The following is a 23,786-nucleotide window of genomic DNA, read 5'->3' on the forward strand; positions in this document are numbered from 1 at the left end:
GAATCATGAAAAAAATATATACTTTTTTAATCCTTTTATTCCTAACTGGAATTATGCAAGCACAAGATCGTCCACAACCCAAACCAGGAAACGCCCCAGTAGTCAACATCAAAAAACCGCAGACCTTTGTTTTGGCAAACGGAATGAAAGTTTTGATTGTTGAAAACCACAAATTACCTCGAGTAAGCTTTACCCTTACTTTAGATAATGCACCGTTTACTGAAGGCAACAAAAAAGGTGTTGACGAATTGACCAGCAGCTTAATAGGAAACGGAACTAAAAAAACAACAAAAGAAGCTTTTAACGAAGAAATTGACTTTTATGGAGCCAATATAAACTTCAATTCACAAGGTGCATACGCAAGTTCATTATCAAAATATTCTGGACGTGTTTTAGAGCTTTTGGCCGAAGGTGCTTTACAGCCCAATTTCACTCAAACTGAATTCGACAAAGAAAAGGCTAAATTGCTTGAAGGCCTTAAAGCAGACGAGAAAAGCGTTCCTGCAATTTCAAATAGAGTTGTTGATGTTTTAGCGTTTGGAAAAAGCCATCCAAACGGAGAATTTCTTTCAGAAGAAACCGTAAAAAATGTGACGTTAGAAGATGTTCAAAACAACTACAATACTCATTTCGTTCCAGAAAATGCATATTTAGTAATCATTGGAGATATTAAATTTAAAGAAACAAAAGCTGCTGTTGAAAAATTATTCAGCAAATGGAAAAAACAAAGTGCGCCAAAAAATACTTATCCTGATCCAGTCAACCCTTCGAAATTACAAATTGATTTTGTAGATGTTCCAAATGCAGTTCAATCTGAAATTTCATTGGTAAATACTGTCAATTTAAAAATGAGCGATCCTGATTTTTTTCCTGCGGTAATTGCAAACCAAATTTTAGGAGGTGATTTCAACAGTTATTTAAACATGAATTTACGTGAGCAGCATGCTTGGACTTACGGAGCAAGCTCAAGCATTGGAAGCGGAAAATATGTGACTAAATTCAAAGCCAATTCTGCAGTTAGAAATACAGTTACAGACAGCGCTGTTGTTCAGTTTATTAAAGAAATTAAAAGAATACGAACTGAAAGAGTAGATCCAGAAGTTTTAAGAAATGTAAAAGCTGGTTATATTGGAAGATTTGTAATGCAGGTTGAAAAACCACAGGCTGTTGCTCGTTATGCACTAAACATCGAAACAGAGAAACTTCCAGCCGATTTCTATGAAAAATACATTCAGACCATCAACAATGTTAGTGCTGATGATATTTACCGCGTTGCCAACAAATACTTTTTATTGGACAATATGCGAATTGTAATTGTTGGAAAAGGTTCTGATGTTCTTGCTGGCTTAGAAAAACTTCAAATTCCAATTTCCTATTTCGATAAATACGGAAATCCTACTGAAAAACCTTCAACTAAAAAGGAAGCTCCTAAAGATTTAACTGCCAAAACAGTTTTTGAAAATTACATTAAAGCAATTGGAGGAGAAAAAGCGGTTACAGCAGTAAAAACACTTTACATGAACGGTTCCACAACTATTCCACAAGCCCCTACTCCATTAACTTTTACATCTAAATTAGATTCTAAAGGCAAAATGATGGTTTCGCTTTCTATGGGAACTATGAATATAATGAAGCAGGTTGTTAACGAAAAAGGCGCTTATATTGAACAACAAGGTCAGAGAAAAGATCTTCAAGGAGAAGATTTAGCCGAAATGAAAGCAAACGCCACCCCTTTTGAAGAATTACAGCTTGTAAAAAGAACCGATCTTAAAGTAGAAGGAATCGAGCCAATTAACGGAAACGATGCTTATGTTATTAAAGACGGCAAAACAACTTATTACTATGATGTTAAATCAGGTCTAAAAACAGCCGAATCTAAACTTCGCGAACAAGGTGGAAAATCAGCAACACAAATCACAAACTTCAACGATTACAAAGAAGTAAAAGGTGTAAAAGTTCCTTTTAACTTAGTTCAAAATGTTGGTTTTGAATTGGATATTAAAATGTCTGACATCAAAATAAACGAAGGAGTTTCTGAGAAAGATTTTCTTTAAGGCATTAAGGTGCTAAGATTTTTGAAGGCTTTGTCAAAGTTTTAAACTTTGACAAAGCTTTTTTTTAGAGACTTTGTTTTGTCAGGCTGAGCGAAGTCGAAGCCCCCGTTCCAATTGACGTGCCCTTCTCCCGAAGCCTCGGGACCGCTCAAGGTGACATCCGTTGTCAATTTAAAAATGAAACTTTACAAAAATCATTTCGACTCAAAATCATTTCTTAGCCGACAAATAAACCCCTATCAAAATAATAAAAGCACCAACCGACTGAATCGGAGTCAGCATTTCGTTATCTAATAATCCCCAGAAAAAGGCAACGATTGGAATCAAATAGGTTACAGATGTTGCGAAAACCGGCGATGACATCTGAATTAGTTTAAAGAAAAGAATATTAGCTATTCCAGTTCCTAAAACTCCCAAAATCATCACAAAAAATATCGAATGTTGTGTTTCAGCAAAATGTATTTTCTGGCTGATATCTGTTGCACTTAAAATGATTAATGCAGGCAGAAAAAGCACTGCAAAATTCCCCGTTGTGATACTTATCGAATTTAAATCGTGCAGGTATTTTTTAATCAAATTGACATTAATGGCATAACTAAGCGTTGCAATAACCACCAGTAAAACATAGAGATAATTTTGCGTTCCGCTTGAGGAATCTCCGCTTAAAACCAACAACAGGCAACCAACAAGACCAATAAAAACACCTAAAACCTGCCTTTTTTGAAACTGAATTCCAAAAGCTATTATTCCTAAAATTAATGTATTTAAAGGCGTCAAAGAATTCAAAATTGCTACAATCGAACTATTTACTTGAGTTTCGGCGATAGCAAAAAGGTAAGCTGGCATAAAAGTTCCAAAAAGAGAAGTGATTGCTACATATTTCCATTGCTGGCGGGAAATTTTTCGCAAACTATTAAATCCAAAAATCAATAAAAACAATGCCGCAAAAATGATGCGGAAGGAACCAACCTGAATCGCAGTTAAACCAATTAATCCCTTTTTTATCAGAATAAAAGAACTTCCCCAGATAAGAGAGAGAATCGCCAAGTACAGCCATTTTAACTGTTTTGTTTCCATAGATCAAGTTTTACTGCAAATTTGTAATTATTTTACGAACTGACGGCTCACTTTTTAGTAATTTTGCAGGCAACTAATTAGCAATTTAAAATTTATATATAATGAAAATTTCAAAAATCTTAATCACTGCAACAATCGCTGGCTTAGTGTTCATTGGCTGTAAAAAAGAAGAAGATAAAAGTCTTCAGGTCGTAAATGCAGAAAAAAGTGTTCCAAAAGAACACAAACCAATTGCTGCCGAAAATCTTCAAACAGCAAGTTTCACAATCGACGGAATGACTTGTGCTGTTGGATGCGCTAAAACAATCGAAGAAGAATTAGCCAATCTTGACGGAGTTGAAAAAGCAACTGTCGATTTTGACAAGAAAACAGCAACAGTAAGTTTTGATAAAACGATTCAAAACTCAGAATCTTTAACAAAAACAGTTCAGGAAACAGGAGACGGAAAAACATATAAAGTTTCGAATTTTAAGTCTTAAATTCGAAATTCAACCAAATAAAAACGGCTGTTTCAAAAATTGAAATAGCCGTTTTTATTCTACATTGTTCCGTAGGAACATTTCGTCGGTAGAAAATTATATTATCATCCAGATTTTACGTTCCGTAGGAACGTGTGGTTTTTTAATTGTTTTTGCTGAAAATTGCATGCCAAACGTTCCTACGGAACGTGTAAATACATCTGGTTACATTTTTTTTCTACCAACGAAACATTCCTACGGAATGATAGTTCAAGATTAAAATATAAACAATTGCAATAAAAAAGGGCTGTTTCAATTTTTAAAACAGCCCTTTTATTTTTTATTTCCACTTCAGCGTTTCCATCAGACGCTGCATATCGTTTTTAACATAACTCGCAGCAGGCATAATCGAATCAAAATTTGGTTTTGCGTAAAAGTACATCGAACCAATTAAAAAATGTTTTGTACTGTCGGTAACGTAAAACTGAGAATTTGTTGCTGCGTTTCCATCAACTTGGTAAAACATTCCGTAAACCTTTTTCTGCGGATTTAAATAAGGCTGTTCCAAAATATCATCTGCTTTAATTACGTGTTCGTAAGTTAGCTTTTGAGCATCTCTCAACAACTTATCGATATTGCCGTTTACAGGCTTATAAGTCAAATAAATAGTTGCTTTCATCTTTGGATAAGTAATCGCAAAGCCGCATTCTTTTTCTCCTTTAATAATAGCATCTTCATTCATTTCAAAAGCAAACGGACAGTTATTTTCAAAATTCATGTATTTTGCTTCCGGATAATCCAATCGCAGAAAACTCGCCGGTTTTGGCACAACATCATTTTTACAGCTCAAAACTGTTAGTGCAAGTAAAATTGCTGTTATTGAAAATATTCTATTAAACATTTTTATTAATTGTTACTTTTATTTGTTTTACGCGCTTTTTATCAACTGTTTCTACTGTAAAAACACAGTTTTCAAAGGGCACTTTCTGATCTTTTTTCGGAAAATTACCTAAGATTTCCAGAATAAATCCCGCCAGTGTTTCGGCTTCTCCTTTATGAGATTCAAAAACATCTTCGTCAACATCTACAATTCTGTAGAAATCTTTCAGGTTTATTTTTCCTTCAAAAAGAAAATTATTATCATCAATCTGCGAGAAGTTCAGATTTTCATCATCAAACTCATCACTAATATCCCCTACAATCTCTTCAATTACATCTTCCAAAGAAACCAATCCCGACGTTCCTCCATATTCGTCAACTACAATCGCCAAATGGCTTTTTAAGCTCTGGAAATCTTTCAATAAATTGTCCAGTTTTTTATTCTCCGGAACAAAGAACGCTTCTCTAATCAAAGAAGTCCAATCAAATTCTTCTTTATCAATATGAGGAAGTAGATCCTTTACGAAAAGCACTCCTTCAATCTGATCAATATTATCTCGATATACTGGAATCCTGGAAAAACCTGTTTCGATTATTTTCGGATAAATTTCTGCAAATGTCTCTGATATTTCCAATGCAAAAATATCAATTCTTGGACTCATTACCTGTTTTGTATCGGTATTTCCAAAAGAAACAATTCCTTCCAAGATTTTCTGTTCTTCTGTTGATGTTCCTTCCGAGTCCGTAAGTTCCAAAGCCTGAGAAAGTTGATTGACTGAAAAATTACTTTTCTGCTTTCCTAATTTATTTTGAAAATAGATGGTTATTTCACGCATTGGCAGACTTATCGGCGAAAGCACTTTATCTAAAAACGCCAAAGGATAAGCCACTCGTTTTGCAAAACTTTTACTGTTTCGGCTTGCGTAAACTTTTGGCAAAACCTCTCCAAATAATAAAATCAGGAAAGTCACCAAAATAACTTCTAAAGTAAATTTAAGCACTGCCGAACCTACACCTGCAAAAATGCTACGGCCTATGTAAGCAAACAGGATAACAACTCCTATGTTAAAAAAATTATTAGCTACGAGTAATGTTGCCAAGAGTTTTTTAGGTCTATCTAATAAATTGGAAATAATTTTACCTTTTGCCTGATTATCGTTTAAAGTATCATCGATATCTTGCTGAGACAAAGAAAAAAGGGCAACTTCGGCACCTGAAACTATGGCTGACAGAAATAACAATATAAATATTCCGACAAAGCCAATAATTAAATTAGTGTCTAGATTTGTAGAGAAAAGTAAACTGGGCTCCGGGTCCAAATTGCATAAAATTAGTTAAACATCACTTAGAAAGGCAGATCATTAATCGGAAGCCCTTCATTAGCAGCATCAAAGTTAGTATTTTTTGTTGATTCCGCCTCTTGATTTTGTCTGGTATGTGCAGTTTCTTTTTTGGTAGTCAGAAAAGTAAACTCGGTAACTTGAATTTCTGTCGTATATTTGGTAGTTCCATCTTCGGCCTGCCATTGGCGAGATTTAATTCTACCTTCAACATATATCTTATCTCCTTTTGAGAGATATTTTTCGCAGATTTCCGCTGCTTTGTTTCGAACAACCAAGTTATGCCATTCTGTGGAAGTTATTTTTTCATTGGTTGTTTTATTGATATACACCTCATTGGTTGCCAGCTGAAAACGTCCGATGCAGTTCCCTCCATCAAAATAATGCATCTTCACATCATCGCCCAAATGGCCAATAAGCATCACTTTATTTAATGTTCCGTTCATAGTTTTTGGTAGTATTTCTCCCAAAGATACATTTTTTTAGCAATTTATTTCCTGCTTTTCTATAAAATTATAAATCACAATTGGGAAAGGAAAAGTTTTTAATATTTCAGCATCTACTCCGTTCTCAATTTTCTCTTTTACTTTAACTTTCCAAAACTGTATATGCAAGTGCTGGTGAGAAAGTTTATGTATAATTGTTGACTCACTGTAATCTTCTATACTTATAATAGTATAAAAAGGAAACATTTCATCTTTTGCGGCTTTTGAAATCACATCAAAGTCCACAATCGTCTGAGTTTCCAAAAGTGGAAATTCATATAGATTATGCCAGATTCCTTTTTCTGTTCTCTTTTGAATTAAAGTATTCCCACAAACATCTTCTAAAATCAAATAGTTAAAATAACGATTGGTAACTTTAATCTTTTTAGATTTTACAGGCAGCTGATTCACTTTCCCTTTTTGTAATGCAGCACAACTTTCATTAAAAACACATTTAGAGCAATCAGGACTTTTAGGAACGCATTGCAAGGCGCCAAATTCCATTATCGCCTGATTAAAAATCGCAGGATTAGCTTCGCTCAATTCGGCTTCGCCTCGGGTTTCTTTAGGCATTAATTCTTGTGCCAAAGCTGCAAACTCTTTTTTAGCAGACGGAAGCGCAATATCTGTTTCTACATCAAAATAACGTGACAATACTCGAAATACATTTCCATCAACCACAGGAACTGCTTCATTATAAGAAAACGAAGCAATTGCAGCCGCCGTATATTCGCCAACACCTTTAAGTTTTAAAAGCTCTTTATACGAATCTGGAAAAACACCATTTAAATCGTAAGCAATATATTGAGCCGTTTTATGAAGATTTCGAGCTCTGGAATAATAGCCTAACCCCTGCCAAAGTTTCAAAACTTTTTCTTCAGGAGCATCGGCCAAATCTTTTACAGTAGGAAATTCCTTGGTAAATGCAAAAAAATAAGGCATTCCTTGAGCAACTCGCGTTTGCTGAAGCATAATTTCTGAGAGCCAAATTTGGTACGGATCGACCGTTTTTCGCCACGGCAAATCACGCTTGTTTTGTAAATACCATTTTATCAATATGTTAGAAAAATCCATTCGAAAATACTTAGAATACAAAAGTAAATGTTTATGTAATTAAAATTTAACGAATTAGCTTGATTAATTATTTTTTTAATTCCTATATTTGCAAACTCAAAAAAATAGTACACCATTTATAAAATAAAATAGGAAAGAAAATGACGAAAGCAGATATCGTAGCGAAGATTTCAGAGAAACTAGGTCTTGAAAAAGGAGACGTTCAAGCAACAGTAGAAACTTTTATGGAAGAAGTTAAGACTTCTTTAGAAACTGGAGACAATGTTTACCTAAGAGGTTTTGGTAGTTTTATCGTTAAAACTAGAGCTGAAAAAACTGGAAGAAACATTTCTAAAAACACAACAATTAAAATTCCAGCACACAATATTCCTGCGTTTAAACCTGCAAAAGTTTTTGTAGAAGGAGTTAAAACAAACAACGAAGCAAAATAATATTAATTAACATAAATCAGACACGATATGCCAAGTGGTAAAAAAAGAAAGAGACATAAGGTAGCGACTCACAAACGTAAAAAGAGAGCGAGAGCTAACCGCCACAAAAAGAAAAAGTAGTTTTAAACTACTTTTTTCTTTTTAAACGTTCATTGAAATTGAAAAAAGATGAAAGGGAAAAGAAAATAGAATATAGACCACAAAAAGTCTATTCTCTTTACTCTATTCTCTACCAATCTTCTTTTCACCGGGTTAATACCTGTTAAAAATATTGTTTAATCCATCTGTAGATAAGATTTTAGATTTTAGATTTCAGATTTTAGATTTTTCATTAAGTCTATACTCTATTCTCTATATTCTATTTTCTGAAAAAACAGATAAAAATTTACAGTGTGAATAAAGAATTAATCATTAGATCTAGTTCTGAAGCAGTAGATTTTGCCTTATTAAAAGATGGAAAACTAATTGAATTACACAAAGAAGAAGAAAAAAGCAACTTTCAGGTTGGTGATATTTTTATTGCCAAAATCAGAAAACCAGTTGCAGGACTTAACGCTGCTTTTGTGAATGTAGGCTTCGAAAAAGATGCCTTTTTACATTATCACGATTTGGGTCCAAATCTAGCTTCTCAGCTGAAATTCATAAAACTTGTAAGCGCAGGTAAATTAAAAGATTTCTCCCTAAAAACCTTTCAGTTTGAAAAAGAGATTGACAAAGATGGCATCATTACTGATATTTTAAGTGCCAATCAATCTGTCTTAGTTCAAGTAGTTAAAGAACCTATATCAACCAAAGGCCCAAGAATAAGTGCTGAGCTTTCTCTTGCCGGAAGATTTATTGTTCTAGTTCCTTTTTCTGATCGTGTTTCTATTTCTCAAAAAATAGAAGACAAAAAAGAAAAGGATCGTCTAAAAAAACTTGTTCTATCGATCAAACCTAAAGGATTTGGTGTTATTGTTCGTACAGTAGCCGAAGGCAAAAACGTAGCCGAATTAGAAAAAGATTTGCAGAACCTGCTTGGCAGATGGTCTGCAATGTGTAAAAAATTACCAACTGCTCATCATCCATCAAAAGTATTAGGAGAGCTTAACAGAGCTTCTTCAATATTAAGAGATGTATTCAACGATACCTTCAGCGGTATTCAAATAGATGATGAAGAGTTGTACCATCAAACGAAGGAATATCTGCAAGAAATTGCACCTTCAAAACAATCGATTGTCAAGTTTTATCAATCAAATGATACTCCGATTTTCGAGAAATACAATATAGAGAGACAAATCAAAACTTCATTTGGCCGAACTGTTTCCATGAGCAAAGGTGCTTACCTAATCATAGAACACACTGAAGCATTGCACGTTATAGACGTAAATAGCGGAAACCGTTCCAACAAGGCGACCAACCAAGAAGACACAGCCATGGAAGTGAATATGATTGCTGCAGCAGAAATCGCAAGACAATTGCGTCTTCGAGATATGGGCGGCATCATAGTAGTTGATTTTATCGATATGTCTAATCCAGAAAACAGGAAAGTTTTGTTCGACTTCTTGCGAGAAGAAATGAGCGACGATAAAGCAAAGCATAAAATATTACCGCCAAGTAAATTTGGACTTGTTCAGATTACAAGACAGCGCGTAAGACCAGAAGTAAATATAAAGACCAGGGAAGAAGATCCTGATAAAATTAATGGCGAAATTGAAGCGCCAATTTTAATCATTGATAAGATTACCGCGGATTTAGAAAGACTTTTAAAAACCCACAATAAAGTTGTGCTTAACACACATCCGTTTGTGGCTGCATACCTCAGCAAAGGTTTTCCATCATTACGTTCAAAATGGTTTTTTGAACATAAAAAGTGGGTGAAAATCATACCTCGTGACGCTTACACGTACTTAGAATACCATTTCTATGATAAAAAAGGAAATGTTATTTCAGAATAAAAAACAAAACCGTCCCGATGCATCGGGACGGTTTTTTTGTGGCTTTTTTTTCGCCACGAATTACACGAATGAGCACGAATTAATTTGTGATAATTTGTGGAATTCGTGGCAAAATATTTTTTATTCGAAGCAATTTCCAGCTATCCGCTTGTATCTTTTCCTGGTCTCGTTTTTAGGAACGAGACCAGAAAAAGGATACCGCTTCTATCTGGGCTAGGCACTCATTTTCATAAGAATATTTCTTTTTTACTATTTTATATAAAGCTCCTTTCTGTCATATAATGACATAAAAAAAACTTAAGAGAGCTACTAAATTATTTATATTTAAATATGTTTATGAAGATTTAAATTTTAATACTCTATTATGCCTTTTAGCCATTTTCATAAATCATATTCAGGAAGATTAGGTATTTTTTGCGTACTGCTAGTCTTATTTTCTTCCAATACAAATGCTCAAAACACCAAATCTGATTTTACGTTTGAGCCTATTTTTTACATAAACTATTCAGTAGCAAACAAAAGTCTTCTCACTGGCGGACTAGAATTTTGTTTGGACTGCAAAAATGAAAACAAACTCTTTCTGGGCGCTGGATACGGAGTCACAAACAGTTACAACGGAAACTATTATGGACTTCCTGATTTACATTTATCCTATAGCAAGGAATTGTTATTTATAAAAACAGGAACTTCTCATAAAAATGTCTATGCAATAGGCGGATTTACTTTTTTAAATCGGTTTGATTTAGGTTTTGGTTATTCCCTTCCCTACAACAACGACAAAATTCCTGTATATAAAGGTTTTACCACCTCGCTCACTTTACGTCTAACAAAAAACGAAAAAGCGTACCAAAAGTTTAATATCATACAATAAACTTTAATCCCTCACAATTTCAATTCTTCTCCTAATTTCATTTCCCGAAGCATCTACAACCGTGATATAATGAATTCCTGTTGTCGGGGTAATTGGCAGTTCATGAAACGTTTTGGTTGTTGCTTTGTAAACATCATCTACATACCAAAATAATTCTTTATCTCTTTCAGAATAAGCCACTTTCAAAATCACAGGCTGTACATTACTATTGAAATCTTTTGTCAAATAGATTTTGCTGTTAGCTTTTGGATAAATAAAATCCATTGTAGTGGTTTGTGTTCCTTCGCATCCTTCTTTGAATGGTGGTAAAGGCAGATATTCTATATGCTGACTTTTGTAATACCACGCCATAACTGGAGGCAGTACAAACCAGTTTTTAGTTACAATATTATCGATACTCTCGCAACTGCTGTTTACCTGAAACTGCTCTGTTTTATCCAAATGAATTGTTCTGTGATACGGACAAACTTTAGTCGATTTTCCTTTTTTTGTAACCCATTGTTTGATTTTCGGACAATTATCTTTTGCTAAATAACCACTTAATTTACAAACCTCAACCTCTGCCAAATCTTTATAAGGCGTATCAAACCACCTTTGTCTTGGTAGTAAATTAAAAACATCGAACAAAATTGGTGCAGCGCTTGTAACTCCGGTTAAAGTTGGTCGCCCTTCTCCCGTAGCATTTCCAACCCAAATTCCAACCACATATCTTGAATTGGTTCCAATTGCCCAAGCATCTCTATTTCCGAAACTGGTTCCTGTTTTCCAGGCAATTTTAAGCGAACTGTCATAAAATTTCCACGCTTCATCTCCTTCTGGTCTGTTGACCTCTTCCATTGCGTTGTAAGTCAGCCAAATTGATCCTGCACCCAAAATATTCTTCTGGTCAGTTTCTGAGCCAAAATCAGGCTTAAAATCGTTTTTATAATTTAGTTCCGTAAATTCATTCGTTCTATATTGCGCCTGATGTTTTGTAAAGTAATTCAGTGTTGAAGATAAATTAGCATAGGTTCTGCATAAATCCCACAAATTACTTTCAGCGCCTCCTAAAATAAGTGACAAGCCGTAATGATCGGGCGTTTTATTAATATTCTTTAATTTAAACTTTTGCAGTTCTTCATAGAATTTATTTACCGTAAACTCCTGAAGCATCAAAACTGCTGGAATATTTAGCGAACGTGATAATGCACGATGCGCCGGAACTGCTCCGTCAAATGTCAAATTAAAATTCTGTGGCGTATATCCTGAAATTTGCGTTGGAATATCAGCAACTAAAGTATTGGGCAACAACTCACCATCATCCAACATAGCGCCGTATAGAAGCGGTTTCAAAATACTTCCTGTACTTCTTGGCGCATCAATAATATCAACATCTTTTTGATGATCGCTGTCTGCTGGAGAATTCCCTACATAGCTCATTACATTTCTGTTCTGAACATCGATTACCAAAATAGCCAGATTATGTACTTCGTTCTGTTTGTATTGATTGTAATAATACCTCGCAATCTGGTTGACACGATTTTGCAGTGCATAATCAATGGTAGTTTTGACTCTCGTTCCTTCTTCACTTTTAGCCACTCTCTGCAATAAATGAGGTGCGATTTGAGGCAGATCATAAGGTTTTTGAGGTAATGGTTCTTCTATTGAAAGTTCGTATGTTTGTTTGTCAATAATTCCTTCTTGGTGCAGTTTTAATAAAAGTCGGTTTCGTTTATTCAGTAATTTAATTTGATTTTTTCCTGGATAAATTAAACTCGGGGCATTTGGCAAAACCGCTAAAACTGCATTTTCCGCCCATGATAATTGATTAGATTGGACACCAAAATAACGCCACGAAGCCATTTCTAATCCCACAACATTTCCTCCAAATGGTGCATGTGCTGCATACATTTCTAGAATTTCATCTTTAGAATAGCCTAACTCTAGTCTTGTTGCCAAAATGATTTCGATAATTTTTTCAAAATAAGTTCTATTTTTTCCTTTTCTGGATAATCTGATTACCTGCTGTGTCAATGTACTTCCGCCTCGAACCACTTTACCCGCTTTTTTATTTTGTTTAAAAGCATTGATCATAGCTCCTGGATTAAATCCTGGATGTTTATAGAAATATTCGTCTTCAAAATACACAATGCATTTTTTGAATTTATCTGGTACGCTGTCCTGGGCAGGAAAACGCCATTGTCCGTCACGGGCAATTTTAGCTCCAAGCAATTCTCCTTCTTTGCTTTCTATAACGGTTGAATAAGGCTCTTTGAACAAAGTTCGGGGTATCGAAAAATAGTAAATCAGCAAAAGCAGAAATGCAATTGCTGATTTTATCTTGTTTCTTTTTATCCAGTTTATAATGCGCTGAAGAAACGCTTTTAATTTATTTTTCAATACTGATTTATTTTTTAACCGCAAAGACGCAAAGTTCGCAAAGTTTTTCTCTCGCAGATTCCGCAGATTGGGCCGATTTAATTTTTATCTGCTTAATCTGCAAAATCTGCGGGAGACCTTTTATCACCAAGATTTTTTGCCACAGATTAAATTGATTCGCACAGATTTTCAAAAATCCTTTTAATCCATTAATCTGCGGCTAATAAATTTACTTCACAACCTCAACCCAGAATCCTTTTGTTCTAGCTAAGAAAGTATTATCATACATCGCTTCGCATTGCAAGCCTGGTAAATAGTAATTTCCTAAGTACGATGCATTCAGCAATATTCTGAAAACTTTTGTTTCTCTACTTGCCAGACTGAAATAGAAATTCGTTCTATCGTCACGAATATCAATATAATCGGCAATATTGTTTACAGCGTCTCCATAATCTGTGAAACGAGTGTTTACAATTTCGAATCCTGAAGGCAGAATCTGCGATAAAGCTACATTCTGAACCCTTTCATTACGCTGGTTTTTAATTGTAACCTCAGCAACAAATTCAGTTCCCTGATTAATTCTGGAAACATTGATTACACTTCCTTTTCTGTTTTTGAATACAATACTTGCCAAAACATCATTCTGTGTTGCATTTTCTTGTCCGACTGGTAAAATTCCTGTATTTAATACACGAACATAAACTGTATTATTTTTATTGTTTTTCAACGTAATACTGTTTGTTCCGCTTGCAGCAGACAAACTACGATCAGCAACTGTTTTTTGCGTGTTTATCGCCTCTCCTTTACCATTTTTACTAAACTGAATATTGATTCCTTTTGGCCCGTTGTTTATGGCAAATTTCGACATTGCATACAAACAATACGCTGTAGTCTGTGTACTCATCCATTGATTAGCCGACATTTCTTTGGCTAATTTAGAAGCCATTGCAAATGCTTTCTGCTGTTGGCCTAAAAGCAACATCGTTTCCAAAGCCATTGCTCTGTTCCTTTCACTGGAACCATAGTAATAATAATTATAACCATCGGAACCATCAATGTTCGTGCGCAACAGTAAATTCTGTCCAGCCGATTTCTGACCTGCCAAAACATAAGCCGCAGCTAAACGAAGCATACTTTCATTTGAAATGCCTTTCGTTTCTCTCAATCTATTCATTGATGATAAATCGGCATTTCCTGATAATGCTAAAGTGTATAATCGATAAGCCTGTGCCAAATCGTTTCCATATTTTTGTTCAAAACGCCACTGCTTCGCTTCTTTTTGCTGATATGACAACCATTTTGATTTGAAATTAATTGGTAGTACATATCCTTTTTTCTCTGCTTCAATTAAGAAATGTCCGGCATACGAAGTTCCCCAATCGTCTGGAACTGCATTTCCTTGCCAGTAAGGCAATCCGCCATTTGACAATTGGAAATTTCCTAATCTGGCAATTCCTGCCGCAATATTTTTCTGAATTAAATCTTTGCGTTTCGCATCAATATCAGCAACATCGTTTAAGAACAATTGTGGGAAAACAGAAGAAGTTGTCTGTTCTACACAACCATGCGGATACTGAATTAAGAACTGCAATCTTCCATTCAAATTCATCGAAGGCATAGACGAAACTTCTAATCTTGCTTTATTGCTTCCTGCCACGCCAAAAGTTTTCCACGAAAGCGTTTTTGAGCTGTTTGGCCCCAAAACAACATCTGTAAATGTACTCGTAACTGGGTTTGGATTCGTCATATCGATTTCAACATCATAAGTTGATTTCTCACTTCCTGATGTTGCTACAACCTGTACTTTTGCAATTCCAGTTGTAGCACCTACTACCAAATTAAAATAAGCCATTTTTTCATCTGGCTGTGCAAAATTCAGTTTCTGAACAGCAATTCCTGCTACTTTCAATCCGTTGCTTGTTTTTACCTGGATCGTTACATTTTTAATTTTACTTTCAGTTGCAAAAACCGTAACTGGAAGCGTTACTTTTTCTGATGGCGAAATTTTCCTTGGCAACGAAGCCAATACCATCAATGGACTTTTAACCTGCGTTGCTTTTTCAGCACTACCGTAAGCGCTTGTATTTGCATCTCCTGCCACAACCATAGTTCTAACAGATCCAATGTATTTTGGAAGTTTTAACTCGTGTGATTTTGTTTCTCCTTTTCCTAATTTAAATGGTCCGTAATATAATACCACTGGTTTAAAGCGATTCGCTTTTTTAGCTTTTCCGCCTCCTAAATCCTGATCTCCACCAATACTGAAAATCTGATTTATTTTTCCACCATAAGCACCAATCACATCATCATAAACGTCCCATGTTTTTACGCCCAAAGCTTCGCGAACATAGAAACTATCCCATGCATTTGGGGTTTTAAAACGGGTTAAATCTAAAAGACCTTCATCAACAACGGCAATCGTGTACGTCATTTCTTTACCTGATTTCTCCCCTACTTTAACCGTAAAAGGCTGTTCTGGTCTTAATACGTCTGGCATATTTAGGGTAGGAGCTAAAATCGTGTTTTTATCTACTACTTCAATCGGAACAATTCCGTACATACGAATTGGCGAATCGTTTTTGGTTGAAGCATGTGGCTGTAATAACGTAATATTGAAATACACATTCGGCGCCATAGCTCCTGTAATTGGAACTTCAACTTTTGTTTCTCCTTTTTTAGTTTCAGCCCAAAGAGTCTGTACAACTCTCGAACCATTTTCGATTGAAATCAAGGCACGTCCACCTTCACTTGAAGGGAAAGAAATCTGCGCTTTTTCTCCCACTGCATAGTTTTTCTTATCGGTTGAAAAAACTAACATATTAGCGGTTGAGGCATCTCTGTTTCTTGTTTTTCCGGACCAGATTGGCCAGTCGATATTAACTGTTAAAGAAGTTGCGTGTCCACTTTCTCCGTCTTCAACACGAATCAGATAACGCCCCCATTCTTCATCGCTTAAAGCAAATTGGAAACTTCCTTTCCCACTTGAATCAGTGTTAATTACAACTGTTTTATACGATGTTGTCGAATTCGAAGAGTTATAATTAGACAAATTATCGCTTGACGAATCCCACCACCATCTCCAGTCTACTTTATAAATTCTGACTTCCAGATTTCTAACCGCTTTTGGTCTTCCGTTTTCATCTACGGTTACCACATCAAAACGGTTGTTCGTTCTGGTTTCAAGCATATTATACTTGTTTAATTCAGGTGTCTTTAATCCGACATACGTTTGGTACGGCGAATACGTTGTTGACATGACATCGGTGCTGAAATCGCCACCTTCTTCATATACTTTCGTAATAAATGCAGCGCGAAGCATTCCAGGCGCCTGCCCTTGCAATCTTGGCTGAATGTTTACAGATGCTTTTCCGCTTTCGTTTAATTTTCCGGAGAAAACATTGATTTCTTCTGTACTGAATTGGCGTGTTATATCATCAAAAGTATATTTATCATAACCTTTAAAAGTGGTGCTTTGTTGCGAAAATTTAGCCTGCATTTCTACATTCAGGTTTTTCGCAATCGCTCCATGAAGCCAAGTTACTTCCAGATTATCTGTATTTGGATACGAAGCCGAAAGTGTTTTTCGGCTAAATGTATTTTTGATTTTTAAACGATTTGGCTTGATTGTTTCTATTTTAATGCTCTTATAGAATTTAGCACCACCAACGCTTACCATTGCTTCCCAATTTCCTGTTGGAGCATCCTGATTGGTTGGTACTGTAAAAGCATAATGATTTAAATCGTTTGTCTTCTGAACGGTTTGATAAACCGTTTTTCCATTCGGATCATTTAATCTGAATTTAATTGGATGCGATTTAGGCAATTTATTCGCAGCATCATTTAAAATAAATGATAAATACAAATTATCTCCAGGGCGCCAAACACCTCTTTCTCCATAAATAAATCCTTTCAGACCTTTCTGTAAAGTTTCACCCGCAACATCAAAATTACTGACAGATAACGAAAGTCCGTCATCCAGCTTCACATAAGTTGACTGATCACCTAAAGTTACAATAGCAAAATAAGCGAATTTGTCCAACTGGAAAGACGCAATACCTTCGCTACTTGTAGCTTCAGTTGCTATTTTCTGCTGTTGGAAATTATATAAATCTACTCTTGCGTTTGAAACTGGTTCAGTCGTCACGATATTATTTACAGCAAACAAATACGATTTATTTTCTCCTCTTTTGGCAATAACGCCTAAATCTGAAGCTAAAATATTGGTCGCAATTCTCGCATTATAATAATAAGAACCTGTGCAAGGATCTTGACTTTCTCGCCAATCGTAATCATCATAATAGTAATAATCGTCGTAAGAGTTTCCGCTGTAGTTTACGTCGTTTTCATCTACTTCTTCCTCTTCTACTTCATCATCATTTCCGTCTGATGTTTCGCATTTATAAAGAGAATATTTCTTTTTGTAGACAAATTCCACTCTGTAAATCGCTCCTGGTTCTGGTTTGATGATTTTAGATAAATCCAAAGCATACGTATTCCATTTGGATAGATTGACGAGCGTGCTTTCTCTTAAATTGAGTGTAGTTTTAGCAATTGGCTGTGCTACTTTTTTAAGATTTTGCCCGCCGTTTAATTCGTTGTATTGTAAAAACTGAAGTATATTATTTTTGTAAATTTTATAAACCTTTACATCAACAGCGCTTAAGTTTACGGCTTCAAAATTTAGTTTTAGATTGTTGGAACTTGGCAGAATCGTTCCGTTTTTAACAAAGCGGATATTGGGTTTTATCTGGTCAAACGAGATTTTTTCAGAATAGTTGTTTTCCATTTTTTTGCCGTATTGGCTTTCAATTCCTTGAAAAACTTCCAACAATAATTCTCCCGTAACCACTTGCTCCGGTTCTTCATCCGGCACATATTCAACTGCTTCTTCTACAACTGCAGCTGCTGAATCTACCGCAACGGCTGCTGAATCAACCATCACTGCCGCCGAATCTACTGCAACCGCTGCAGGTTCTGCCACAGCTACTGCTATTGGTTCTTCTTTTTTAGGAGCATTTTGATTTTTAAAATATACTTTCAGTAAATTTCCTTGAGTCGAAAATTTTAAGTTATTCGTATTTTGAATCGAAACCAATCCCGCAAAATCCTGTCCTTTTTCTAAAGGTTCCGAGAAATTAATTAAAACCTGCTGATTGTTTCCGTCTGGAACTTCAACTTTTATGACTTTAAATTCGTTTATACTCGTAATTGGGAAATCGATTTGTCCTTTTTGGTCAATATCAAAATCACTTCCGTCATAAATAATCTCTAGATTTGAAGCTTCCGACTGACGCTGAATACTGTCAATTATAAAGCGAAATTCTTTTGCAGGTCCGTTTGTTTTTTCAAACTTAATTTTAAGGTTATTTCCATTATGTTTGGCTTCAACCAGCTTTTGAGCCGTTTCCAAATCAATATTATCGGCTGTTTTCAAAACGCAGTTTAAGTATTGATATTCCTTGCTGTAGGATTGAATATCGCCCGTATTGATAGTAAAATCCTGTTTTACCGTTTTAACTGTAAAATTGAATTTAGAAAGCTCTTTTTCTTTCTCTTTGGGAATAGCAGTCAGTTTATCGAGGTTTAATGTAACCTGATATTCAGTTCCCATTTTTAGTTTTTTCTCCGGAATAAAAGCCAAGGTATTGGTTGAAAGCGCAACGATTTTCCCTTTCACACTTGGCGAAATATCGAACAAATCGTCGTCTAATTCCTGATTGGGTTTCCAGTCGTTTTTATCAAAAGCCAAAACCACACGAATATCAGAATCCGCCGAAACGATGCCGCCCGTAAAACTGGTTATGTAATCTTTGAATAATGAAAAATCCGAATTGAAGTCGGCAGCTGATTTTCTGCCACAGGATTGAAAAATAAAAAACAAAAAAAATACGAGAGCTAAACCTTTTACTTTCACTTTTACCTAGAGTTAATGGTTAACAAATTAGAGTTTTATTATACTTTACTTTCAAAAGCAATAACAGCAAAATACAAATTAAATTACCATAAAAGTAAATTATTTTTTGGACTATTTAAGAAGAAAATTCCCTAATATATTTTTTTAACTTTTGTTCAAGTTTATAAGCTATTGTAGAGGTATTCAGGAGCTTATTCCAGCTATCCGCTCTATCTTTTCATCCGTAAAAAAGCGGATAAAAAGGATGCCGCTACTATCTGGGCTAGGGCAATCATTTTCAAAAGACTATTTTACTTCATATTATATATAAAACAGTATATTCGCACAGAATCAAAATAGAGCGAATGCAAGAAAGAAGCTTTACAGAAAAGAAATTTGTAACCAACAACAAAAAGAAGATTATCAATATTTTGTATTTGATAACTTTCTTAATTTCTATCGCTTTTATTGATTATTATTTATTGCCTAAAACAAGTGCTAATGACAATATTGACTACTATATTGAGAATGTTGGAAAAAATAGGAATGGGCGTTCAAAAAATATAGTTTCTTATAATTATTATACCAAAAAACGAAATTCCTTTTCAACTAAAAATTTTCTTGTAGAGGAAGACGCTATAGAAATCGAATATACGCTATTATTAAAAAGTGTTACAAAAGTCAAATCAAAAGATGCTGATTATACAAAATATCTCGTAAATGGTTTAAATCCTAACGGAATTGAGCTTTACTGCTGTTTTGTAATTCTTTTTTCTACAGCTGTAAGCTTAAAAATACTAATTTCAAAAAAAGCCGTCTCTGAAAACACATTTTACAATATCATCTGTTTCAATAGCTTTCTCTTATTTGTAACTTTTTACATGATGTCTCTATTTTGAACTGAGAAATCTTCATGGATTTAGCTTTTAAAGCTCTGCTCCAAGTTTTGAGAGAACTTTATCCAACTCTTCAAAATGCTCTTCACTTGCTGACGAATAAAAAAGCTGCTCATTACTCATTACAATAATTACTTCATCGTCATGATTTCCGTAGAAGCTGATGCCTTCTGCCCACTGTGTAAAAGAGACTCCTTTGTTTTTATACTTTTCAACAATAAATTTCAAATCCTTATCCTCTATTTCATAAAAACATTCAGCAGTATATTCTAACGCAAAACCAGCCTGAAGATATGCCATCGCAGTAAAGAAATCGGTTAAAGTTTCGGTTTCCTTTTTCCATTCTTTTTCGTCGTAACTCATATAAACTGGCGGATTCGGTTTTGACAAATCCTCTTTATGAATTCCCCAAACACAAACTCTTTGGTTTTCGCAGTAAAAAATCAAATAATCATTATGTTTAAAATATTGAAATTGATCTGGTTTGTTTAAAGAATCCTGTGTATTATTTAGATTTTCGATTTTACCCAATTCTGCATAATAATCGATAAAAACTTTTGGAAGGTCTCCAAAAATATCTTTTATAATCTGAATTTCATTTTCAGTGAAACCTTTAGGTTCTGTAATTCCAAAAAGCTTTTTTATTGTTGAAAAGTCCGTCATGATTTCAGTAATTATTTTCGTCTTTCCAGAAAAAAACGTTTCATTAAATCGGCGGCTTCGTTTGCCATTACACCAGAAACTACTGTCGTTTTCGGGTGAAGTTTCGTTCCCATATTAATAAAACCGCGCTGTTCATCTCGAGCGCCAAAAACAATTTTTGAAATCTGGCTCCAATACAACGCTCCTGCACACATCTGGCAAGGTTCAAGCGTAACGTAAAGCGTACAATCTTTTAAATATTTTCCGCCTAGAAAATTTGCTGCTGCAGTTATGGACTGCATTTCGGCATGGGCTGTGACGTCATTTAATAATTCTGTCAAATTATGACTTCTTGCAATAACTTTATCAGCAACCACAATTATAGCTCCAACAGGAATCTCGCCTTTTTCAAAAGCCATTTCAGCTTCCTGCAAAGCTTTCTTCATAAAATATTCGTCAGTGAAAGGATTTATCATAGTTGCAAAAATAGGGTTTTGGAAGGATTTCTTAAGTATATCAAAATTAATTGCCTCAAAAAAAGTCATTTCTTGAGGCAATTAATAAAAATAATCGACTCATTGACGATGTATTAAAAAAAATATACAAACTAAGAAAACCAATTTTTCTGTATAATTTTTATTACATTTATTTGTTGATATTTGAATATGGAAAGAAATTATAAGATAACTATTCCAGAGCCATGCCATGAAAACTGGGATGAAATGACGCCAAAAGATAATGGCCGTTTCTGCATGAGCTGTTCTAAAACGGTTGTTGATTTTAGTTCTATGCTTCCAGAGGAAATCCAGCATTTTTTTATTCAAAATAAAAATGACAAAATTTGTGGACGATTTAGAAAATCGCAATTAGGAACCATAACAATTCAAATTCCAAGTAAAGTTTTGTATACGCAACCCAATTATTATAAAATGTTTCTTTTAGCCTTATTCATAGCTATGGGAACTACCTTGTTCAGCTGTCAAAATAAAGACGGAAAAAAACAAAAAATTGAGAAAGTTGAAGTGGTAAAAGATTCTGATGCAAACTCACCTATAGTTGTTGGAGAGCCAGCTATCGATGAAAACAGTACAAATCAAGCTGTTGTACCGCCTCCGCCACCTCCCAAAATAGATCAGGTTAAATTTGTAAAACCAGTCGACGACAGCAAATCAAAATCAGATAAAACCAATGGCAAAAAAAACGCTTCAGTAGAGAAACCTATTTATGTTAGCGGTGAAGTAGTTTCTGAAACTAATGCAGAATTCCCTGGAGGTATTGACCAATTTTACACCTTTTTTGCAAAAGAATTTAAGAGACCCGAAGATTCTAACACCACAAATACCAGACTCGCTTTTGCGGTGGAAAAAAATGGTTCTGTCTCTTTTCTGGAATGTTCACCGGCAGTTGATCAGGCAATCGAAAATGAAATTATCCGAGTTTTAAAATTATGTCCCAAATGGCAACCAGGACAATCGGATGGCAAAAAAGTAAAAAGACAATATTCTTTACCCATTACGTTGCAATAGTAATTCCTGTAACATATCTCGTCGCTGAAATTAAATTTAAAACCGTAAATTTGCTTTTTTCCTTACAATGAAAAGCGATTTACTTTCCAACATATACAATCCAGCCGATTTACGTCTTTTAAAAGAAGAACAGCTTGCTCAGGTTGCTCAGGAATTGCGTCAGTTTATTATTGATGTCGTTTCTGTAAAAGAAGGGCATTTGGGTGCGAGTTTAGGCGTTATTGAATTGACAATTGCCCTGCATTATGTTTTTAATACTCCAGACGATTTACTGGTTTGGGACGTTGGACATCAGGCTTACGGTCATAAAATCTTAACCGAAAGAAGAGAAAATTTCCACACGAACAGACAACTGAACGGAATTTCTGGTTTTCCAAAAAGAGATGAAAGCATTTACGACACTTTTGGCGTTGGACATTCTTCTACTTCTATTTCTGCAGCTCTTGGAATGGCAATTGCCTCCAAATTAAAAGGCGATTTAGACAAAGAACATATTGCAGTTATTGGTGATGCTTCTATTGCCAGCGGAATGGCATTTGAAGGCTTAAATCATGCCGGAGTTACAGATGCTAATATTCTGGTAATTTTAAATGATAATGCAATTGGAATCGATCCGAGTGTTGGTGCATTAAAAAAATATCTTACAGCTGTTAAAAACGGTAAAAATCCGAAACAGAATAACATCATAAAATCGTTGAATTTTGATTATTCTGGTCCAATTGACGGACATGATTTTCCAACTTTAATCAAAGAATTAAACCGACTAAAAAAGATAAAAGGCCCTAAATTCCTTCATATTGTTACTACAAAAGGAAAAGGTTTACAACAGGCCGAAGAAAATCAGGTGAAATATCATGCGCCTGGAAAATTTGACGCTTCAACCGGAGAAATTCATTTAAAATCAGAAGAAAATCTTCCGCCTAAATATCAGGATGTTTTTGGTTTAACCATTTTGGATTTAGCCAAAAAGAATGAAAAAATAATCGGAATCACACCGGCAATGCCGTCAGGAAGTTCATTGAAATTTATGATGGAAGAATTGCCAGAACGTGCTTTTGATGTAGGAATAGCAGAACAGCACGCCGTAACACTTGCTGCTGGAATGGCGACTCAGGGCATGATTGTCTATTGCAATATTTATTCGACCTTTTTGCAACGCGCCTATGATCAGGTTATTCACGATGTGGCATTACAAGATTTACCTGTAATCTTCTGTCTAGATCGTGCCGGTTTAGTAGGCGAAGATGGCGCAACGCATCATGGCGTTTTTGATATCGCCTACCTGCGTTCGATTCCAAATATGATGATTTATGCACCGCTTAACGAAATTGAACTCCAAAACATTTTATACACTGTTCAATTAGGATTAAATCATCCTATCGCCATTCGATATCCGAGAGGACGTGGTGTAATTCCAAATTGGGAAGTAGAAAATTTCAGACATTATGAAAAAATTAAAATCGGAGAGGCAAAATGCCTAAAAGATGGTACGGAAATTGCTGTTCTGTCGGCCGGAACAATTGGGAATAATGTTATTGAGGCTTTGAAAGAATCGACCCATTCCGAAACTATTGCCCATTACAATTTTAGCTTTATTAAACCTTTAGATATCAAAACCTTAAAAGCCATTTTCTCAACTTTCAAACACATCATTACAATTGAAGACGGAGTTAAAAATGGTGGATTTGGAAGTGCAATTTTGGAGTTTGCAGCATCTAATAATTTCAAAAATGAGATTGAAATTATGGGTGTTCCAGATGAATTTATCGAGCATGGAACAGTAAACCAACTGCAACAAATCTGTAAAGTTGACGTTAAAAGTTTAGTAAACCTTTTTTCTAACCGTTCAAAATAATTATTTTGCG

17 protein-coding genes are annotated in these 23,786 nt (G+C 35.0%); 8 read left to right on the forward strand and 9 right to left on the reverse strand.

The features are described 5' to 3' along the window. The first annotated feature begins 5 nt into the window (after nt 1-5). Complete coding sequence (locus BM289_RS12160; RefSeq protein WP_208610251.1) at nt 6-2,054, forward strand: insulinase family protein; 2,049 nt, start codon at nt 6-8, stop codon at nt 2,052-2,054. A gap of 210 nt (nt 2,055-2,264) precedes the next feature. On the opposite strand, the gene BM289_RS12165 is transcribed toward BM289_RS12160, so the two are convergent. After that, on the reverse strand, nt 2,265-3,131 hold the full coding sequence (locus BM289_RS12165) for a DMT family transporter (RefSeq protein WP_091493714.1): 867 nt from the start codon (nt 3,129-3,131) through the stop codon (nt 2,265-2,267). 101 nt (nt 3,132-3,232) lie between these two features. Here BM289_RS12165 and BM289_RS12170 point away from each other — a divergent pair, with 101 nt between their 5' ends. Next, nucleotides 3,233-3,610 carry a heavy-metal-associated domain-containing protein gene (locus tag BM289_RS12170; protein WP_091493717.1) on the forward strand — a complete coding sequence of 126 codons (378 nt, stop codon included), beginning with the start codon at nt 3,233-3,235 and terminating at the stop codon, nt 3,608-3,610. A 319-nt stretch (nt 3,611-3,929) separates the two neighbouring features. Here the strand turns inward: BM289_RS12170 and gldD are convergent, their stop codons facing one another. The 4 genes from gldD to mutY are packed head-to-tail and all read right to left on the reverse strand — an operon-like array spanning nt 3,930 to nt 7,367. Then, nucleotides 3,930-4,490 (reverse strand): gliding motility lipoprotein GldD, encoded by a 561-nt coding sequence (gldD, locus tag BM289_RS12175; RefSeq protein ID WP_091493720.1) that lies wholly within the window; start codon nt 4,488-4,490, stop codon nt 3,930-3,932. Continuing rightward, nucleotides 4,483-5,787 (reverse strand): gliding motility-associated protein GldE, encoded by a 1,305-nt coding sequence (locus BM289_RS12180; protein ID WP_091493723.1) that lies wholly within the window; start codon nt 5,785-5,787, stop codon nt 4,483-4,485. The genes gldD and BM289_RS12180 overlap by 8 nt, the downstream gene beginning before the upstream one ends. Before the next feature lie 26 nt (nt 5,788-5,813). Further along, nucleotides 5,814-6,254 carry a single-stranded DNA-binding protein gene (locus BM289_RS12185; protein ID WP_091493726.1) on the reverse strand — a complete coding sequence of 147 codons (441 nt, stop codon included), beginning with the start codon at nt 6,252-6,254 and terminating at the stop codon, nt 5,814-5,816. A gap of 36 nt (nt 6,255-6,290) precedes the next feature. Beyond that, the gene (gene mutY, locus BM289_RS12190) at nt 6,291-7,367 is read right to left on the reverse strand and encodes an A/G-specific adenine glycosylase (RefSeq protein ID WP_091493728.1); all 1,077 of its coding nucleotides are present in this window, start codon (nt 7,365-7,367) and stop codon (nt 6,291-6,293) included. A gap of 140 nt (nt 7,368-7,507) precedes the next feature. Between mutY and BM289_RS12195 the strand changes: the two genes are divergently transcribed. From BM289_RS12195 to BM289_RS12210, 3 genes are all read left to right on the forward strand, one after another. Further along, on the forward strand, nt 7,508-7,798 hold the full coding sequence (locus BM289_RS12195) for an HU family DNA-binding protein (RefSeq protein WP_007805026.1): 291 nt from the start codon (nt 7,508-7,510) through the stop codon (nt 7,796-7,798). Between the two features lie 392 nt (nt 7,799-8,190). Beyond that, entirely contained in the window at nt 8,191-9,735 is a 1,545-nt protein-coding gene (locus BM289_RS12200) for an Rne/Rng family ribonuclease (protein ID WP_091493731.1), read from the forward strand. Between the two features lie 364 nt (nt 9,736-10,099). Beyond that, nucleotides 10,100-10,606 (forward strand): hypothetical protein, encoded by a 507-nt coding sequence (locus tag BM289_RS12210; protein WP_091493736.1) that lies wholly within the window; start codon nt 10,100-10,102, stop codon nt 10,604-10,606. A gap of 3 nt (nt 10,607-10,609) precedes the next feature. On the opposite strand, the gene pbpC is transcribed toward BM289_RS12210, so the two are convergent. Both pbpC and BM289_RS12220 read right to left on the reverse strand, forming a co-directional pair. Beyond that, nucleotides 10,610-12,985 carry a penicillin-binding protein 1C gene (pbpC, locus tag BM289_RS12215; RefSeq protein ID WP_091493739.1) on the reverse strand — a complete coding sequence of 792 codons (2,376 nt, stop codon included), beginning with the start codon at nt 12,983-12,985 and terminating at the stop codon, nt 10,610-10,612. Nucleotides 12,986-13,193: 208 nt separating this feature from the next. Then, nucleotides 13,194-18,878 carry an alpha-2-macroglobulin family protein gene (locus tag BM289_RS12220; RefSeq protein ID WP_091493741.1) on the reverse strand — a complete coding sequence of 1,895 codons (5,685 nt, stop codon included), beginning with the start codon at nt 18,876-18,878 and terminating at the stop codon, nt 13,194-13,196. Nucleotides 18,879-19,222: 344 nt separating this feature from the next. On the opposite strand from BM289_RS12220, the gene BM289_RS12225 reads away from it, so the two are divergent. Further along, the gene (locus BM289_RS12225; RefSeq protein ID WP_091493744.1) at nt 19,223-19,756 is read left to right on the forward strand and encodes a hypothetical protein; all 534 of its coding nucleotides are present in this window, start codon (nt 19,223-19,225) and stop codon (nt 19,754-19,756) included. Nucleotides 19,757-19,783: 27 nt separating this feature from the next. Here BM289_RS12225 and BM289_RS12230 read toward each other — a convergent pair whose 3' ends face one another. Together BM289_RS12230 and BM289_RS12235 are read right to left on the reverse strand one after the other, a co-directional pair. Beyond that, nucleotides 19,784-20,416: a hypothetical protein gene (locus BM289_RS12230; RefSeq protein ID WP_091493764.1), complete on the reverse strand. Its 633-nt coding sequence runs from the start codon at nt 20,414-20,416 to the stop codon at nt 19,784-19,786. Nucleotides 20,417-20,427: 11 nt separating this feature from the next. Continuing rightward, nucleotides 20,428-20,871 (reverse strand): nucleoside deaminase, encoded by a 444-nt coding sequence (locus tag BM289_RS12235; RefSeq protein ID WP_091494225.1) that lies wholly within the window; start codon nt 20,869-20,871, stop codon nt 20,428-20,430. A 189-nt stretch (nt 20,872-21,060) separates the two neighbouring features. Between BM289_RS12235 and BM289_RS12240 the strand changes: the two genes are divergently transcribed. Together BM289_RS12240 and BM289_RS12245 are read left to right on the forward strand one after the other, a co-directional pair. Beyond that, a complete protein-coding gene (locus BM289_RS12240; protein WP_244165367.1) occupies nt 21,061-21,921 on the forward strand; it encodes a hypothetical protein in 861 nt (286 codons plus the stop codon). 67 nt (nt 21,922-21,988) lie between these two features. Then, complete coding sequence (locus BM289_RS12245) at nt 21,989-23,776, forward strand: 1-deoxy-D-xylulose-5-phosphate synthase (protein WP_091493767.1); 1,788 nt, start codon at nt 21,989-21,991, stop codon at nt 23,774-23,776. Nucleotides 23,777-23,786 lie beyond the last annotated feature (10 nt).

The organism is Flavobacterium phragmitis, from assembly GCF_900112575.1.
GTDB classification, from domain to species: domain Bacteria; phylum Bacteroidota; class Bacteroidia; order Flavobacteriales; family Flavobacteriaceae; genus Flavobacterium; species Flavobacterium phragmitis.